The following is a 15,671-nucleotide window of genomic DNA, read 5'->3' as shown; positions in this document are numbered from 1 at the left end:
AGACGCTTGTTCCGGCGTAGCTGGAAGCGAGCTTCGCTCGCATCACCCCACCCCAGCCCTCCCCTGCACGCAGGGGAGGGAGCTGTTTCCAGCTAGCTAGTCGATGTCGCCTTGAACAAACTTTTTTAAGTCTCCTGTCGTGCGAATTCACGCGAGCGTATCGGCGACCAAGCGCATCTCATTTCTTTCGCGAATTTTCCCCGGACAGTAATGGGCGAAGGCCGGAATCCATGGTGAATGCGAAGCATGGATTCCGGCCTTCGCCGGAATGACGCCGAGGTAATTTAATAGATCTTGGCTACCCTAAAGCGTGTGGATACCTCAGATGCTGACGGGCTTTCGCCCACTGCTGTACGGGGAAAACGAGCAGTAAGCAAAATGAGAGACTTTCGCCGGAACGACGAACAGAGACATCTCCCTCCGATCAATGCTGCATGAACACAGGAATATCGGCGTGCGCCATGACATGCCGTGTGGCGCCACCGAGCACGCGTTCGCGTATGCGCGAATGCCCGTAACCACCCATGACCAACAGGTCCGAGTGTTCCGTCTTTGCTTTTTTCAGCAGAACCTCGCCGGCCTCGTCGGCCGGGACGCGGATGTAATGCGGCTTGGCGGCGACACCGTGATGCATCAGATAGATGATGGGATCGGGCTCGGCCACACTGACCTGGCTGTCGTACGGTGTGCGTATCTCACCGTTGATCAGGGTGACTTCCTCGGCGTTCTTAAGCAGTGGCAGCGCGCCGTGCAGCGCCCGCGTGGCTTCGAAGCTTCCATTCCATCCGATCACGATACGCTTGAACGAGAGTGCCTTGTCCCAATGGGGTGGCAGTATCAAGCAAGGGATGCGGCAACCGAGCATCGCCTCTCCAAGCACATCGAAGACGCGCGTTTCGTCGACCATATCGCGCTCCAGCACAGCCACGTCGTGCCACGCGCCCAATTTGCGCAGGGTAGGGGCGACGGCCATTCGGGTCACCATCCACGATGCGTAACGCGCGCCATGGCTGCAAGCAAAAACCTGGAAAGCGTGAGCGTCCTCGACGCAGTCGTAGTCGATGTCGGTGAGCAGGCTCATCACCGTAGCCTCGGACTCATGGGCGCGCTGTTCACGCAGATGCCCTGGCACGTAACAGCCAGTTACGTTGCTGCGCCACAGCGCAGCAAGCTCGATGGCCGCCAGCAAAGCCGGGCTCCAGGGACCCGTGGATGTCGCCAAGGCAAGTACGTCGCGATAATGCAGGGATGGCGGTTGCGCTTCGTACGTCTTCGGCGTCACCGCATGCTTGGATTCTTCGGTAAGCATGGCATGTCTCCCAGTCATTACAGCGCCATGGAATAAATCACGGTCCTTGGATCGCCCGGGTTCGATTCGCATGCAAAACCCAGAAAAGCGGCCAGCTCGCGCATCGGCTCATTGGTGTTGTCATCGATCGAAAACATGCGCGTGAATTTGTTTTCGCGCGCCATGCCGATCAGATGCTGCATCAGCAATACGGCAAGTCCGCGGTTACGCCAGTCGTCCGCCACCGTCACAGCACATTCGCATTGCTTGCCGTCCGTGGTGGCTGCATAGCGGCTGATACCGACTTCGCGCAAATGGCCGTCGTCGTGCGCGAGGGCGACAAATGCCATGTCGTGGGTGGCATCGACATGCATCAGTTGATCGATCAGCTCTTTGGTGGGTTCCTTGAAATTGCCAAGGAAGCGATAACGTTTTGCTTCCGGTGACAGACGGCGAATGAACTCTTCTTCACGTGCCCGATCGCTCTCGCATAAAGGGCGGATCAACACGCGGGTTCCATCGCGCAAGGGTTCGATCCAGTGGTTGCCCTTCAAGGCCGGAAAGTCCTCGGCATGGGATGCGGTCGACGGTTTTTGGGTGATGGTGGGAGACATGGCGAATACCTCGCTTTGAGTGGCGCCCAAGGAAGTGTGTGTACTGTTTAGCCGGATGCCGGCAAGGAGGACTTGACGGTAATCAACTGGAATGAAAATCGGCCGAAATCAACTTTCGCTTGACCAGGATCAATGCGGCATTTCGCGACGTGGACGATGTTTGACGCACGCCATCGCATGCACGGTGACGTGCCATGTTCGAGCTGCTGATCAATGTTGCAAACCTGCGCGATGACGATCCAGCCGTGCGGGCCGGTATCAGCAACAGGATTGTTGTTACAGACTGTTACAAACCGTTACTCAACGGAACTTCCGCGGTTACAGACCACGCCTAGAGTCGCCCCTGCAGTCGATAGAGACTGCGCTTTTCGGGGAAAGCATCATGACCGCGCTAGCGTCCGCCGTTAACGCCACACCGACAGCAAAGCCTTATGCGCTGCTAACCCTTGCCGATGGTGGCCAGCTCGACATCGAGGCGCTACGCCGGCATGTACCGGTGCGCCGCTGCAAGCATGCTGCCGGGCAGGGCGTCTACCGTGCCGGTCAAGCCTTCGAGGCCTTGTATCTGGTGCACGCCGGTTCCTACAAGACGTGCGAGCTGGCCGATGACGGGCGCGAACAAGTCACGGGTTTCCGCATGCGCGGTGACCTGATTGGCGCTGAATCCATCGGGTTGAAGAACTACTCCTGCGACGTCATCGCATTGGAAGATAGCGAAGCCTGGGAATTGCCTTACCCTGCCGTGCTGCGCGCCTGCCTGCAACTGCCTGAGCTTCAGGCCCGCATCACCCATGCGCTGGCTGCCGAGGTGCGCCGCGATCGTTCGTGGATGCTGATGCTGGGTACATTGGCCGCGGAGCGTCGCGTCGCTGCCTTCCTGCTTGATGTAGCAGCCCGCTATGCGCACATGGGTTACAGCGCGAAGCATTTCATTCTACGCATGAGCCGGATCGACATGGCCAGCTTCCTGGCGTTGAAACACGAAACGGTCAGCCGCGCGCTCTCGCGTCTCAACGACCTCAGCGTGATTTCCGTACAGCGTCGCGAGGTTCGTGTGCTGGATGTCGATGGTTTGCGCACCATCGCCGGATCGGGCATGGCGGTGAGCTGAGCATACCGCTGGCGCTCAAGCCGATTCCCGGTCCAGTACACGACGAATCGCCTGGTCAAGTTGCTCGCGCCGATACGGCTTGCGTAGCAATTCAAGCGTACCGAATACATGCGGGTCGATATCCAGTGAGGCGTACTCGTAGCCGGACGTGAACAATACCGACAGGCGGGGGTGCTGCTCGCGCGCCTTCGCAGCCAGCTCGAAGCCGGTCATGTCGCCTCCCAGCACAATGTCTGTAAAAAGCAGATCGATGCCGAGGTGTGTCGACAACAACCGAAGCGCCGTTTCCACGTCGCCGGCTTCGAGCGGTGCATAGCCGAGCTTGCGCAGAAACGCCATGGCCACCCGGCGTACTTCTGGTTCGTCCTCCACGACCAGGACGGTTTCGTGTCCCGCACGTGATGGAGGTATCGAGGTTTCCTCATGGGCGTTTGCAGTGGCTACCGGCAGGTAAAGCTCCACGCGCGTGCCGCGACCGAGATGACTTTCGATATTCAGGTGGCCGCCGGACTGCTTTACGAAGCCGTACACCATGCTCAGCCCAAGGCCGCTGCCTTTGCCGGGACCTTTGGTGGTGAAGAAGGGTTCGAGCACATGCGCGAGGATCTCCGGCCGCATGCCTACACCTGTATCCGTCACGGTAAACATCACGTACGTGCCGGGTATCAGCCTGGCATCGGCATCGGTGTTGGCCACATGGTGCTGACGTGCGGAGAGAGAAAGGCGTCCGCCACGGGGCATGGCGTCACGTGCGTTCAAGGCCAGATTGAGCAGTGCCGCTTCCAACTCGCCCGGGTCGGCATACACGGCCGGCACCTCGTTGGCACATTCGGCGGTGACGATGATGCGCTCGCCGAGTGTGCGGCCCAGCATGTCGCTGAGATCGGCCAGCAACTGCACCGTGCGCACGGCGCGTGGCAGCAGATGTTGTCGCCGCGAGAACGCAAGCAACTTGCGCGTTAGCGCGGCCCCTCGCTCCACGGCGCGTGATGCGCTTTCCAAGGTCTCACGTGTCGCGGGGTCTTCCGGTGCATCGGCTTCCAGCAGTTGCAGATTGCCCGAAATCACGGTCAGCAGGTTGTTGAAATCATGTGCTATGCCGCCGGTGAGTTGGCCCAGGGCATCCAGGCGTTGCGAGTGCGCCAGTTGTTCTTCGCTGCGCCCACGTTGAATGGACGCGGCCAGGATATTGGCGACGGATTGCAGGAACTGCAGCCGATCCCGATCAAAGATGCCGTGCTCATGTGAGAGCGCCAGCAGCAGCCCCATCGGTCCACGCCGATCCGGCAATGACACCATCCCGGCCTCGGTAAAGTCGTTGGCCAGGGCAGGGCAGGCCTTGTGCAAGATGGCGATGGCTGCGGCTTGGTCGTCGACTGCCTGCGTTGCATTGCTCGCGATCGCCTTGAGGACGGCGCTGCGCGGCACCTCGGCCAGCACTTCCTCGGGCAGGCCGATGGAAGCCGGTACCTGGAGGCCGGCGTTGTGCGGATCGATCAGCATGATGGCCGCGGCAGGAATGTCGAGCGTGGCGGCAATCAGGCCCGGGATTTCGCCGATGGCTTGTGCGTCATGCTTGCTGGCTTCCAGCAGGCGCCGGCTGATCTGCGCCACCACCTCGTCGAAGCGTGCCCGCTCCAGCGCCTGGCGCGCCCGCTGCGTTTCGGAGATGTCACGGATCGATGCGGCATACAGCGTGCCGAACGAAGAGGCGACCGGGCTTAGCCCGATTTCCACGGGAAAAGACTGCCCATCCGCACGAACGCCGGTCAGTTCGTAACCGGCACCCATGGGACGCACACGCGGCGTGGACATGTAATGGGTGCGATGTGCGATATGCGCCTGCCGTACGGCAGGTGGCATCAATGCCTCGACCGGCAGGCCAGCCAGCATGCCGCTGTCATAGCCGAACAGGCGTTCGGCATGCGGATTGGCCAACACGATCACGCCGCGCATGTCCACCACGATCATGGCGTCCGGTGCGGTTTCGAACAGCGAGCGGAACAGGCTGGCGTCGGGTGCTTGGTTGGAGAACATGGCGGTTACAGGCGCTGCACGCTGGGGGAGAACAGATAGCCGGCGCCGCGGATCGACTTGATGCGTTGCGGGTTGGCTGGGTCACGTTCGATCTTGCGGCGCAGCCGGCCGATCTGCACGTCGATCGAGCGGTCATAAGGACCGGCGTCGCGTCCATGCACGTGCGTCATCAACTGATCGCGGCTGAGCACTTTGTTGGCATGCTCCACCAGCACCTGCAGCAGTGCGAACTCACCCGTGGTGAGCGCGATGTTTTCGCCTTGAGGACCCAACAGGCCGTGCGATTGCGTATCCAATACGTAACCGTCGAAGACAAAGCGCCGCGATTCGGCATGCGGGGCAGGCAGCTTCGCAGGTGGCGGTGAAGAACGGCGCAATACGCTGCGCACGCGCGCCAGCAGCTCGCGCAGATCGAACGGCTTGGTGACGTAGTCGTCCGCCCCCAGTTCAAGGCCGACCACGCGGTCCACGGATTCTCCGCGCCCAGTGACGATGATCACCGGTCCTTGCCAATGTTCGCGCAGGTAACGCGTAAGGCTCAGGCCGTCTTCACCCGGCAGACCCAGATCGAGCATCACGATGTCGACAGGTTCGGTGCCGATGATATGGCGCAACCAGGTGCCATCGCTCGCGACGCTCACGCGAAACCCATGCGCCGTGAAATAGCGGCTCAAAATCTGCGCAATATCGGGATCATCGTCCACCACCAGCACATGGGCTTGTGGACCTGCCGACGAAGCTGGGCTCGAGGAGATGGCCATCCGGACGTTCTCTCAATGGGGTACCGCCATTTCATAAAGCATACGCTGGTCGGCGGAATCAGCGCATGATTCTGGATTTCATCGACTTTTCGCCATCGAATCTGAAAATCCATGCGCTGCTTGACCTGTATCAACGGGCCACCGTCCAAGCCGTGACAGTGTTGCTCCACGGTCGTAGCAGCCATGGCGGAGAGTTGACCATGCCCAAGGCCATTCTCACCCTCAACACGGGTTCCTCGAGCATCAAGTTTGCACTATACGAACTGGGCAACACTGCGCAGCGACTGATCTCGCATGGTGTCATCGAAGGTATCGGTGAAGCGCCGCGCTTCACGGCACGTGCACCGGACGGGACGGTGCTGGAAAGCTACACATGGCAACGCCATACAGCGGCTTCTCATGAGCGGCTGCTGCAGACGCTGCTGGCATGGATCACTTCCCATCTCGGCCAGGAAGCGCTTGTGGCCGTCGGGCATCGCATCGTGCATGGCGGGCCATCGTTTCATCGTCCCGTGCGCATCGACCAGGCCGTGCTGACGGAGTTGGAAAAGCTGGTGCCGCTGGCGCCGCTTCACCAGCCGCATCATCTCGCCGCCGTCAAAGCGGTGAGCAAGCTGCGCCCTGATCTGTTGCAAGTGGCCTGTTTCGATACGGCATTCCATCGTGGCATGCCGGCCGTGGCAGAGCGGTTGCCGTTGCCAAAGATCCATACCGACGCGGGCATGCGCCGCTACGGATTCCATGGCATCTCCTATGAATACCTGGCAGGGCGTTTGCGCGCGTTGGCGCCAACGCTGGCGCAAGGGCGCGTCATCATGGCGCACCTAGGCAACGGCGCCAGCCTGTGTGCGATGCGCCATGGGCGCAGCATCGATACCACCATGAGCTTTACCGCACTGGATGGCCTGATGATGGGCACACGTTGCGGCAGCATCGATGCCGGTGCCGTGCTGTATCTGCAGCAAGTGGGCGGACTCGATGCGGCTGCGGTCGAGCACATGCTGTACCACGACTGCGGACTGCTTGGTGTTTCCGGTATCAGCAACGACATGCGCACGCTGCTGGAAAGCCGGGATCTGCGCGCCCGGGAAGCGATCGATCTGTTCGTCTATCGCATCGTGAAAGAAGTCGGCGCCTTGACTGCCGCGCTGGGTGGCCTGGATGCGCTGGTGTTTTCCGCTGGCATCGGTGAGCACGCCGCACCCATCCGTTCCGACGTGTGCCAGGCACTGGCCTGGCTTGGCGTGGAGTACGACGAGGTGGCGAACGATCGGCACGAAACGCTTATCAGCACAACGCGCAGCGCCGTACGCGTGCTAGTCATTGCCACCGATGAAGAGGCGATGATCGCGGCGCATACGGCACAGCTCATACGGGAATTGTCACCGCAACACGTGGAGTTCCCATCATTGGCTTGAACAGGAGGGCATCATGAGTATGTCGCCTTACGATTTCGATACCCGCTTCGCCCCGTTCGAAGCGTTTGCTTCCGAGACGCCGTTTGCGCCATTTGCTTTATGGGGCTGGTTTACGGCACCTGCGCTGTGGTGGACGGATGCCTGTCTCAACGCGTGTGGGGTATTTTCGGAAGCCATGCTGAGTGCGATGACGTGTCCGTATAGGCTGCCGGCGAATCAGGATGAAAAGAGCGCTGATGTCACCTCGGTGCACACAGCGTCAGCGTAGGTTGGGTTGATACCCTGATATCCCCACGTTTCTTGTCCGTTATGTGGGAGAAGTCCTGGGTTTGCATGAAGTTTGTTTCGAAGCCGATGGTCATTCCGGCGAAGGCCGGAATCCATCGCCAGTACGAAGCGTGGATTCCGGCCTTCGCCCATTGCTGTCCGGGGAAAATTTGCCGCGCTCCAGACAGGCATCTGCAACTCAACCGAAGCCTGTATTTTTGCCAGTCAATTCAACGCTAGCGATTCGTCGCCCCGGCGAACGCCGGGGCCCAGTGTCTTTGACGATCTGCAAGTCGCTGGGTCCCGGCTTTCGCCGGGACGACGAGCCTTTTAGCAATGTCGCTAGAACAAGCAAAATTTTCCCCGGACAGCAACGGGCCTTCGCCGGAATGACGGTTCGCTCTGAAACAACATTGACCTGAACTCCTGGCCGGTATTCAGTGACAAACCAATACCGGCACCTGCGACTTCAAAATCACCTTATGCGTTTCACTGCCCATCAACAAACGCGCGAGCCCTTCCCAGCTATGGGCTGCCATCACGATCAAATCGCAATGATGGTCCGTGGCAGTCTGCACAATCGCCTGGTAAGGCTGGGAACCGAACAACAGCAGGCGCTCGAACGGCACCCCGGCTTGCTCGGCCATGGTGCGAATATCTTCCAGATGGCGGTCGGCAAAGCGGGTGGCTTCCTTGGCGTAATCGAACCCTATGTCCGCCACGATCTCGGCCATGTAGGCGAGGCTTTGCACCGGTGGCACCGCGTGTAGCGCCACGACGCTGGCGTTGCAGGTCTTGGCCAGGTTCAGGCCTAGCCGAATCGCTTTCAATGACAGTTCCGAACCATCGGTCGGAAGTAGTATGCGCTTGAACATGTGGCCTCCAGGCCGGCATCGAGAAAACCGGTGCCTGGATCGTGCCCGGGCCGAACGACGGCCGTCTTGAGCCATGTCAACTCGATGGCGCACGGTTTAGCGCCACAAGGCGCGCTTTCAATGGCGCACGTGCTTGACGGTTCATAACGCCCCCTGATCCTGAGGTATTGAGGTATCCCCACGTTTTTCGAGCTGTTCAAGGATGGACTTTTTCGCGATCAATACTCAGCACTTTTACCCCGCCGGAATGACAGCCCGGTAATTTAATAGACCCTGGCTGGCTTGCCGATTTTGTTCAGATCATCAAGCAGAGTTGATCGGCCATGCTTGCGGAATATCCATTAAATGCGAATAGCCTGCTTGCCGGCCTGGCCGTGCGCAGGCCAACGCCAGGACTGCACCTCCGGCATGTCCTCGCCATGTTCGCTGATATACAGCTTGTGCCGTTCCATGATCGACCAGTAGCGCTCGATGGCATGGCCGACATGCTTGTTGAATCGCGGAATACGCATGATGGCGTCGAGTGCCAGTTGATAGCGATCCAGGTTGTTGAGCACCACCATGTCGAACGGCGTGGTCGTCGTGCCTTCGTCCTTGTAGCCGCGTACGTGGATGCGATCGGAACCACTGCGGCGATAGGTCAGCTTGTGAATCAACGATGGGTAACCATGGAAGGCGAAAATCACTGGCTTGCCTGAGGTGAATGTCGCGTTGAAATCGCGATCGGACAAACCGTGCGGATGCTCGGACTGTGGTTGCAGCACCATCAGATCCACGACGTTCACGACGCGAATGCGGATGTCAGGCAGGTAGCCGCGCAGCAGCGTTACGGCGGCCAGGCATTCAACCGTCGGCACATCACCCGCGCAGGCCATCACCACATCCGGATCGCCATCATCGTTGCTGGCCCATTCCCAGATGCCGGCACCGGCCTCGCAATGCCGGGCGGCGGCCTCGATATCCAGCCATTGCCACGACGGCTGCTTGCCCGCGACGATCAGGTTGACGTAGTGACGGCTGCGCAGGCAGTGATCCGCCACCGAGAGCAGGCAATTGGCATCCGGTGGCAGATAAATACGCACCACCTCCGCTTTCTTGTTCGCCACGATATCGATGAAGCCAGGATCCTGATGTGAGAAACCGTTGTGGTCCTGTCGCCACACGTGCGAAGTAAGCAGGTAATTGAGCGACGCGACCGGCGCACGCCAGGGGATGTGACGGCTTACTTTCAGCCATTTCGCATGCTGGTTGAACATCGAGTCGACGATGTGGATGAAGGCTTCATAGCATGAGAAGAAACCATGCCGGCCGCTGAGCAGATAGCCCTCCAGCCAGCCTTCGCACAGATGTTCGCTAAGCACTTCCATCACGCGACCATCGACGCTCAGGTGGTCATCGTTGGCCTCGATGCCGGCCAACCAGGTTTTGCCGGATACGTCATAGACTGCCTCCAGGCGATTGGAGGCTGTTTCGTCCGGACCGAACAGCCGGAAATTCTGTTGATCCAGATTGAGCCGCATCACCTCACGCAGGAACGTGCCCAGCACGCGCGTGGCTTCTGCTTCCACCGCCCCTGGCTGTAATACGGCCACGGCATGATCGCGAAAATGCGGCATGACCAGCGGCTTCAACAGCTCGCCGCCATTCGCATGCGGGTTGGAGCCCATGCGGCGATGGCCGGTAGGAGCCAGTGCGGCGAATTCGTCGCGGAACTGGCCGTTTTCGTCGAACAGCTGCTCGGGCTTGTAGCTTTTCATCCAGGCTTCGAGCTGCGCCACGTGTTCGGGTTTGTCGAACTGCGCCAGCGGTACCTGATGTGCACGCCACGTGCCTTCCACTTGCACGCCGTCGACGTGTCTCGGCCCGGTCCAGCCTTTGGGTGTCTGGAATATCAGCATTGGCCAACGCGGCCGCGTGGTGTCTTTGCCTTCGCGCGCCGCATGCTGGATGGCACGAATGCTGGCGAGAATGCCGTCGAGCGCTGCAGCAAGAAGCTGGTGCACGATCGAAGGATCGTTGCCTTTGACAAACCATGGTTCGTAACCGTAGCCATGGAACAGGTCGATCAGTTCTTCCCGGCTGATACGCGAGAGCAGGGTAGGGTTGGCGATCTTGAAGCCGTTCAAATGCAGGATCGGCAACACCACGCCATCGCGCGCCGGGTTGAGGAACTTGTTGGAATGCCAGCTGGTGGCCAGTGCACCGGTTTCTGCTTCACCGTCACCGACCACGCAGGCTACGATGAGGTCGGGATTATCGAAGACCGCACCGTATGCATGTGCCAGCGAGTAGCCCAGCTCGCCGCCTTCGTGAATGGATCCGGGTGTTTCCGGGGCGACGTGGCTAGGCACGCCGTATGGCCACGAGAATTGCCGGAATAGACGTTCCATGCCATGGCGATTGCGCTCAATCGCCGGATAGCGCTCGGTGTACGAACCTTCCAGATAGGTCTGTGCGATCAACGCGGGACCGCCATGGCCGGGACCCGTCATGAACAGCATGTTGAGGTCGTGCTGTTTGATCAACCGATTGAGATGCACGTACAGCATGTTCAGGCCGGGGCTGGTGCCCCAATGCCCCAGCAGGCGCGGCTTGATGTGCGCACGCTCCAACGGCTTTTCCAGCAAGGGATTGTTACGCAGGTAAATCTGGCCGACCGACAGGTAATTGGATGCGCGCCAGTACGCATCCATCCGCTGCAGTTGTTCGGGCGAGAGTGGACTTTGCATGGGAAGTGTTCCGCGGCTGAATCTGTTGGTATTTCTACGCCGCGAGGAGAAGAGGGGCTTGATGTGCATCAAGCCGATGGTCGTTTTCGGCGTCCCTGTGCGGGCAGCCGGTGTAATGTTTTCCTGTGCCTTATTGACCCAAATCAAGATCGCGCCTGGTCGGTGCGAACACTTCGATGTTGTGCTGGTGAAGGTTTGTCCTATGGCGCCGATTGATGAGGCGGTTGATTTTTATATTGTTATGTTCCGCTACGCATCGATCGAACGGGACCAGTGGCTGATTTGCGCGCGGCCGACGTCCCATTGCCTGGCCGTGCACGAAGATCGGGCCTCCGCCATCGCACATGCCCATCAGATGGCGGAGTACCGCGTCAGCGCCGGCAAGGCGGCGCAGATCCACGTGCAGCAAGGTAACGTCCAGTCCTGGAAAACCATCTGGTGTTCCGCCGGCAGCGCACCGAAGCATCCTTAGCGCTTTCTGCCGCCGTCGATGATGGCTGGCCGATCCCGTCAAGACTCGGCAATGGCCGGCCTGAGATGCCATGGAGGTCAGGCCACCCTGAATCCGAGGGAGTGATTCGGTCGCAAGCCACTCAGAACGCCAACCACGTGTAGAAATAAAGCGTGTTGTTATCCGACGCGCGCCGCCCTGCGCCATCCACGTTGTAGACCAGCCCGTTGAAGCGGGTATACCAGGTGTACTGCAGGCCAAAGCGCACATTGACGTATGGCTGCGCCCAGGAATCGGCCTGGCCGAATGGATTCCAGTTCAATTCGACGATGCCGCCATGGGTATTGGGGCTACCGTTATTGCCGTAGAGGATCACATCCTTGCTGCCATCGTTGGCAAACGCCCCCAGGGTGACGCCCCAAGTGTTCTTGTACCAATAGCTTGCATTGGCGTTGAGGGCATGCAGGTTGTCGTGCAGATTGGAGGAACCACCCGACGGGTAGGTGGCATCCAGCCTTTGCTGCTCGGTCAAATACAGCGCATTGACCGTAATAATGTGACTACTGCCGTTCAAAAGCTGGTAACTGGCATCGACACCGTAATCATGAAACTTATCGGTGGGGCCAGCCATGGCAACCGGCTTACCCTGTGCACTGACGCCCACTTGCCCACGCGCCGTTTCGAACACGAAGCCGCCGAGTTCCACATTGCCATTGGGCAGGTTCCAGGTATATGCCAAGCGCGCGTAAGGCGAAACACCGGCCAGGCGTCCTGTGAAATCAGCATTGACGTCACGCAGAAAAGCCGGCGACAGCGAGCGATACGCGCCCGTTTCCAGATAAAGCGCGTTATTGAACTGGGTGTAGGCGTTCAGGCCTACCACTTGCTGGGCAAGACCACCCATCAAGATGGGTGCAGCCGGCGCGCCTGGTGCCAGGTCTGATGACATATACGGAAACTGCCAGGCTGGCGCCGTATTGAAGACATCCGTGACGCTGGGATTGTTGTTGAGCGACAGACCCCATATCGCCGGATGCCCCGCAACCTTGAATGATCTTGCATACCGCAAGTCACTGTTATCCCATCCCAACAGGCCACCGTTCTGCGAATAAGTGCCCTGCGCAAGAATGCCAAGATTATCGGCGAGCCGACCAGCGACGAAGATGGATGCCTGCTGCAGCTCGACATTGTCATTGGTGCTGAAGTTGTTCGCTGGCGGTGAGGTTTGTGCCTTGGCGGTATGCGTATACGTTTCGACCACCATCGCCGACAGCGGCACCTTGGCGTCGCTGCCCACCGAGAGCGTATAACCCATCAGCTTGAACTGGCGCCCGAACGGCGTGAGCTGTGGCCCAAACCCGCCGATATGGCAAGCCGTGCATGGCTGGTGCGTCTGGCGTGCGAATGCCGGCACGGCATGGCCGGTGATAGGGGAGAGCAGCAGTACCAGGAAACCCAAGACAAAGGTCAAAGAGTCATAGGGGAGGCGTTTTTTCCGTATGCGCACGCATGCCGTTTCACCAGCCATGTTCTTTCCCCTTCGCTATTGACCGTTGTGTTGAAGCTCCAACCGGAGCTGGGGGAAAGTTTGCGCACATGGAGAATGTTCCGTTTGATCTGAATCAAACGAATGGTGCGGTCGGTGGCTAGATTGATCACCGAGCCATTCGCACAAGGAGCGACCATGTCACAGTCTAAAGAACCAACCGAATCGCGCCGCCGCTTCCTGCAGCTCATGGTGGTCAGCATGGGCAGCGCCTGCGCTGGTGGGGTGTCCCTATTCGCGCGAGCCGGCGAACTGCCTCATCTCACCGATGCAGACCCTACCGCCAAGGTGATGAATTACGTCGACGATGCGACTTCATCCAAGCATGCGCTGTATAAGGCGGGGAGCATTTGCGCCAATTGCCAGTTCTATCACGGCCCCGATGCGGGTTATGGCACTTGCCAGCTATTCCCGGGCAAGGCCGTCAACGCGAAAGGTTGGTGCTCGTCGTATACGCCGAAGAAGGGGTGAGTTGGGTGCTTATCTCACCCTGCGCTAGCTGTCTTGCCTGAATTGAAGATCATCGACGAATCCATTCGTGAGTGCCCCGCGCTCCGTTGTCAGAACAGACAACATCTTATAGATTCGAAACATGGGGCTTAAACGGATGGACAATGTAGGAATCGTCGTCGCTGACATCGCAGCGGCGATTGATTTCTTTCGCGAGCTCGGCCTCGAGCTCGAAGGGCGGGCCACGATCGAAGGAGAGTGGGCCGGACGCGTCACCGGATTGGGCGATCAATGCGTCGAGATTGCCATGATGCGTACCCCCGATGGTCACAGCCGGCTCGAGCTCTCCCGCTTTCTCACGCCGCCCACCGTCGCGGATCACCGGAACGCCCCGGTGAATGCCCTGGGCTATCTACGCGTGATGTTCGCCGTGGACGATATCGACGAGACGCTCGAGAAGCTCCTCAAGCGTGGCGCGCAGCTCGTCGGCGAAGTCGTGCGTTATAAAGACGCGTATCGGCTTTGCTACATTCGCGGGCCTGAAGGGCTACTCATCGGACTCGCCCAGGAGCTCAGCTGAGCGCCGGCACTACAAACGTGGTGCGCCAGTATTCGACTTTCTCACCCCTTTTATCAAATCTTCCACGGCATCGATGGGTATCAACGGTCTCCGGTTATGCCAATCCTCTCTGCAATCTCATACTTTCTCTCGCAACATCCCCTTTGGTCACTCCTTGTCATTAGCTTGTCTTTCTCGGTCATGGGTATTGGCCTGTCCTTTCTTCGAAAGAAGGCCATATGGTCTGGGTTGGCCGTCATTGGGTTGCTCCTGGCCATCGCGAATGTCTTTCTCGGGCACATCGTCAATGCGCTGTTTCTCAACGCGAACGGAGTGATTGGAACGGCGGTTATCGTCCATGCGGAACAGACCTCATCCACGCTCAATGACCAATACATTTGGGACTACGATGCCGTACTGAAAACGGCAGATGGGCAGGACGTACCGTTTGCGTTTGACACCATGACCGCCAGCATCTATCCGATCCGCAATGAGATCTTGATACCGCCGGAAGGTGAGCTCTTCGTGGTCAAATACATCCCCGGCTTTCCCCGTAATGCCGTCATCCTCAGTGATCAATCGGAATACGGGAAGAAATTGAAGATGGATGAAGATTTTCAGGCTGTCTCGAAGGCTGAAGCTGAGCTCGCATTTAGCCCGGATAATAAGGTCTTTCTTGAGCAGTACCGGCAGGCGCTCCAGCAATTCATTGCCTTGCATCGAAACGATGCTGATCCTGCACTTATCGCGTCTTGCGAACGGAAGCTCGATGCGCTGACGCCGCCCAAATAGAGTGATTCGTTGAGGAACTTGTTCTCAACATAGTCTTCAATCGTGCCTTGTCGTCATTCCGGCGAAGGCCGGAATCCATCTATATCAGTGCGCGGTGCAAGGTAATCGCCGGTCCATGGCCAGACTCTACATGGATTCCGGCCTTCGCCGGAATGACGGTGAGGTACTACGAAACTCCCCCGGACTTGAGCCTGTCTTTATCGGCCAATTACCGGTCACTCCGGCGCGTGCACTTCTTTGTTCAATGTCAAACGCCAGTCAATAGACAGGTAACTTCGCGTGGGGGTAGGGGGCGAGGCGTTGACAACGTCTTAGTGACGGATAAAGGAGACATATCGATGCATGTGATAAAGGCAAGTATCTTGATGATCATGGCAACGTGTCTACTGACCTTCGTTGGGATGGCCATGCTCATTGCACCACCGACCCTGTGGACAGACCGGGACATCCTGCTCTTGGCTCTTGCGGTTGTAGGTTTTGTCCTTGGTGGTTGGTCTTGTAGGGAATTGTTTCTTCTCAACAGTTTGGTTCGTCGAGCACGATCGGTGTTTTGAGGGGGCCGAATTGATCACATTTGCCCCTCCTCTAACTCAATCTCAATAAAGTTCGTTTCTTTTAATCAACTGTCGACCAACAAGAAATCGTCCCTCAGGTAATCATCTACTCCAATTGCGACGTCCCCCCGGTTTTGAGTAGCGCAAGGATTTGGAGTCCAATCCCGCAACGGAAGGAGATTGGACGTGAAGAAGCGTTTTACCGAGGAACAGATCATC

15 protein-coding genes are annotated in these 15,671 nt (G+C 58.7%); 8 read left to right on the top strand and 7 right to left on the bottom strand.

The features are described from left to right. Positions 1-424 precede the first annotated feature (424 nt). Positions 425-1,309 (bottom strand): universal stress protein, encoded by an 885-nt coding sequence (locus IEX75_RS16585; protein ID WP_188795809.1) that lies wholly within the window; start codon positions 1,307-1,309, stop codon positions 425-427. Between the two features lie 17 nt (positions 1,310-1,326). After that, positions 1,327-1,902, bottom strand: a complete 576-nt coding sequence (locus IEX75_RS16580) for a GNAT family N-acetyltransferase (RefSeq protein WP_188795807.1) — start codon at positions 1,900-1,902, stop codon at positions 1,327-1,329. 194 nt (positions 1,903-2,096) lie between these two features. Here IEX75_RS16580 and IEX75_RS16575 point away from each other — a divergent pair, with 194 nt between their 5' ends. Together IEX75_RS16575 and IEX75_RS16570 are read left to right on the top strand one after the other, a co-directional pair. After that, complete coding sequence (locus IEX75_RS16575) at positions 2,097-2,237, top strand: hypothetical protein (protein WP_188795805.1); 141 nt, start codon at positions 2,097-2,099, stop codon at positions 2,235-2,237. A gap of 47 nt (positions 2,238-2,284) precedes the next feature. After that, on the top strand, positions 2,285-3,013 hold the full coding sequence (locus tag IEX75_RS16570; protein ID WP_188795803.1) for a Crp/Fnr family transcriptional regulator: 729 nt from the start codon (positions 2,285-2,287) through the stop codon (positions 3,011-3,013). Between the two features lie 15 nt (positions 3,014-3,028). Here the strand turns inward: IEX75_RS16570 and IEX75_RS16565 are convergent, their stop codons facing one another. Both IEX75_RS16565 and IEX75_RS16560 read right to left on the bottom strand, forming a co-directional pair. After that, positions 3,029-5,050, bottom strand: a complete 2,022-nt coding sequence (locus IEX75_RS16565; RefSeq protein WP_188795802.1) for a PAS domain S-box protein — start codon at positions 5,048-5,050, stop codon at positions 3,029-3,031. A gap of 5 nt (positions 5,051-5,055) precedes the next feature. Continuing rightward, entirely contained in the window at positions 5,056-5,811 is a 756-nt protein-coding gene (locus IEX75_RS16560) for a response regulator (RefSeq protein ID WP_188795801.1), read from the bottom strand. Between the two features lie 65 nt (positions 5,812-5,876). Between IEX75_RS16560 and IEX75_RS16555 the strand changes: the two genes are divergently transcribed. Both IEX75_RS16555 and IEX75_RS16550 read left to right on the top strand, forming a co-directional pair. Continuing rightward, the gene (locus tag IEX75_RS16555; protein WP_229720906.1) at positions 5,877-7,229 is read left to right on the top strand and encodes an acetate/propionate family kinase; all 1,353 of its coding nucleotides are present in this window, start codon (positions 5,877-5,879) and stop codon (positions 7,227-7,229) included. A gap of 13 nt (positions 7,230-7,242) precedes the next feature. Continuing rightward, entirely contained in the window at positions 7,243-7,497 is a 255-nt protein-coding gene (locus IEX75_RS16550; protein WP_188795800.1) for a hypothetical protein, read from the top strand. A gap of 436 nt (positions 7,498-7,933) precedes the next feature. Here IEX75_RS16550 and IEX75_RS16545 read toward each other — a convergent pair whose 3' ends face one another. Further along, a complete protein-coding gene (locus IEX75_RS16545) occupies positions 7,934-8,371 on the bottom strand; it encodes a universal stress protein (RefSeq protein ID WP_188795799.1) in 438 nt (145 codons plus the stop codon). Between the two features lie 341 nt (positions 8,372-8,712). Beyond that, positions 8,713-11,100, bottom strand: a complete 2,388-nt coding sequence (locus IEX75_RS16540) for a phosphoketolase family protein (RefSeq protein WP_188795798.1) — start codon at positions 11,098-11,100, stop codon at positions 8,713-8,715. A 58-nt stretch (positions 11,101-11,158) separates the two neighbouring features. Here IEX75_RS16540 and IEX75_RS16535 point away from each other — a divergent pair, with 58 nt between their 5' ends. Next, positions 11,159-11,572, top strand: coding sequence for a hypothetical protein (locus IEX75_RS16535; protein ID WP_188795797.1), 414 nt, complete (start codon positions 11,159-11,161; stop codon positions 11,570-11,572). A 121-nt stretch (positions 11,573-11,693) separates the two neighbouring features. Here IEX75_RS16535 and IEX75_RS16530 read toward each other — a convergent pair whose 3' ends face one another. Further along, complete coding sequence (locus IEX75_RS16530; protein ID WP_229720905.1) at positions 11,694-13,079, bottom strand: cytochrome C; 1,386 nt, start codon at positions 13,077-13,079, stop codon at positions 11,694-11,696. A gap of 156 nt (positions 13,080-13,235) precedes the next feature. Here IEX75_RS16530 and IEX75_RS16525 point away from each other — a divergent pair, with 156 nt between their 5' ends. The 3 genes from IEX75_RS16525 to IEX75_RS16515 all read left to right on the top strand — a co-directional run bounded on the left by IEX75_RS16525 (position 13,236) and on the right by IEX75_RS16515 (position 14,898). Then, on the top strand, positions 13,236-13,568 hold the full coding sequence (locus IEX75_RS16525; protein WP_188795796.1) for a high-potential iron-sulfur protein: 333 nt from the start codon (positions 13,236-13,238) through the stop codon (positions 13,566-13,568). A 121-nt stretch (positions 13,569-13,689) separates the two neighbouring features. Beyond that, positions 13,690-14,127 (top strand): VOC family protein, encoded by a 438-nt coding sequence (locus IEX75_RS16520; protein WP_188795794.1) that lies wholly within the window; start codon positions 13,690-13,692, stop codon positions 14,125-14,127. A 96-nt stretch (positions 14,128-14,223) separates the two neighbouring features. Beyond that, entirely contained in the window at positions 14,224-14,898 is a 675-nt protein-coding gene (locus tag IEX75_RS16515; protein ID WP_188795792.1) for a hypothetical protein, read from the top strand. Positions 14,899-15,671 lie beyond the last annotated feature (773 nt).

Source organism: Dyella nitratireducens, from assembly GCF_014642835.1.
Lineage (GTDB): Bacteria > Pseudomonadota > Gammaproteobacteria > Xanthomonadales > Rhodanobacteraceae > Dyella_B > Dyella_B nitratireducens.
Note: the sequence above shows the minus strand (reverse complement) of the source record. Positions and strands in the feature narration are given on the sequence as shown.

Bases quoted from the DNA above. Each gene is read 5' to 3' on its own strand.
- IEX75_RS16520 (WP_188795794.1), top strand. From the start codon at position 13,690: ATGGGGCTTAAACGGATGGACAATGTAGGAATCGTCGTCGCTGACATC.
- IEX75_RS16585 (WP_188795809.1), bottom strand. From the start codon at position 1,309: ATGCTTACCGAAGAATCCAAGCATGCGGTGACGCCGAAGACGTACGAA.
- IEX75_RS16515 (WP_188795792.1), top strand. From the start codon at position 14,224: ATGCCAATCCTCTCTGCAATCTCATACTTTCTCTCGCAACATCCCCTT.
- IEX75_RS16565 (WP_188795802.1), bottom strand. From the start codon at position 5,050: ATGTTCTCCAACCAAGCACCCGACGCCAGCCTGTTCCGCTCGCTGTTC.
- IEX75_RS16530 (WP_229720905.1), bottom strand. From the start codon at position 13,079: ATGGCTGGTGAAACGGCATGCGTGCGCATACGGAAAAAACGCCTCCCC.
- IEX75_RS16550 (WP_188795800.1), top strand. From the start codon at position 7,243: ATGAGTATGTCGCCTTACGATTTCGATACCCGCTTCGCCCCGTTCGAA.
- IEX75_RS16560 (WP_188795801.1), bottom strand. From the start codon at position 5,811: ATGGCCATCTCCTCGAGCCCAGCTTCGTCGGCAGGTCCACAAGCCCAT.
- IEX75_RS16575 (WP_188795805.1), top strand. From the start codon at position 2,097: ATGTTCGAGCTGCTGATCAATGTTGCAAACCTGCGCGATGACGATCCA.
- IEX75_RS16580 (WP_188795807.1), bottom strand. From the start codon at position 1,902: ATGTCTCCCACCATCACCCAAAAACCGTCGACCGCATCCCATGCCGAG.
- IEX75_RS16525 (WP_188795796.1), top strand. From the start codon at position 13,236: ATGTCACAGTCTAAAGAACCAACCGAATCGCGCCGCCGCTTCCTGCAG.
- IEX75_RS16545 (WP_188795799.1), bottom strand. From the start codon at position 8,371: ATGTTCAAGCGCATACTACTTCCGACCGATGGTTCGGAACTGTCATTG.
- IEX75_RS16555 (WP_229720906.1), top strand. From the start codon at position 5,877: ATGATTCTGGATTTCATCGACTTTTCGCCATCGAATCTGAAAATCCAT.
- IEX75_RS16540 (WP_188795798.1), bottom strand. From the start codon at position 11,100: ATGCAAAGTCCACTCTCGCCCGAACAACTGCAGCGGATGGATGCGTAC.
- IEX75_RS16570 (WP_188795803.1), top strand. From the start codon at position 2,285: ATGACCGCGCTAGCGTCCGCCGTTAACGCCACACCGACAGCAAAGCCT.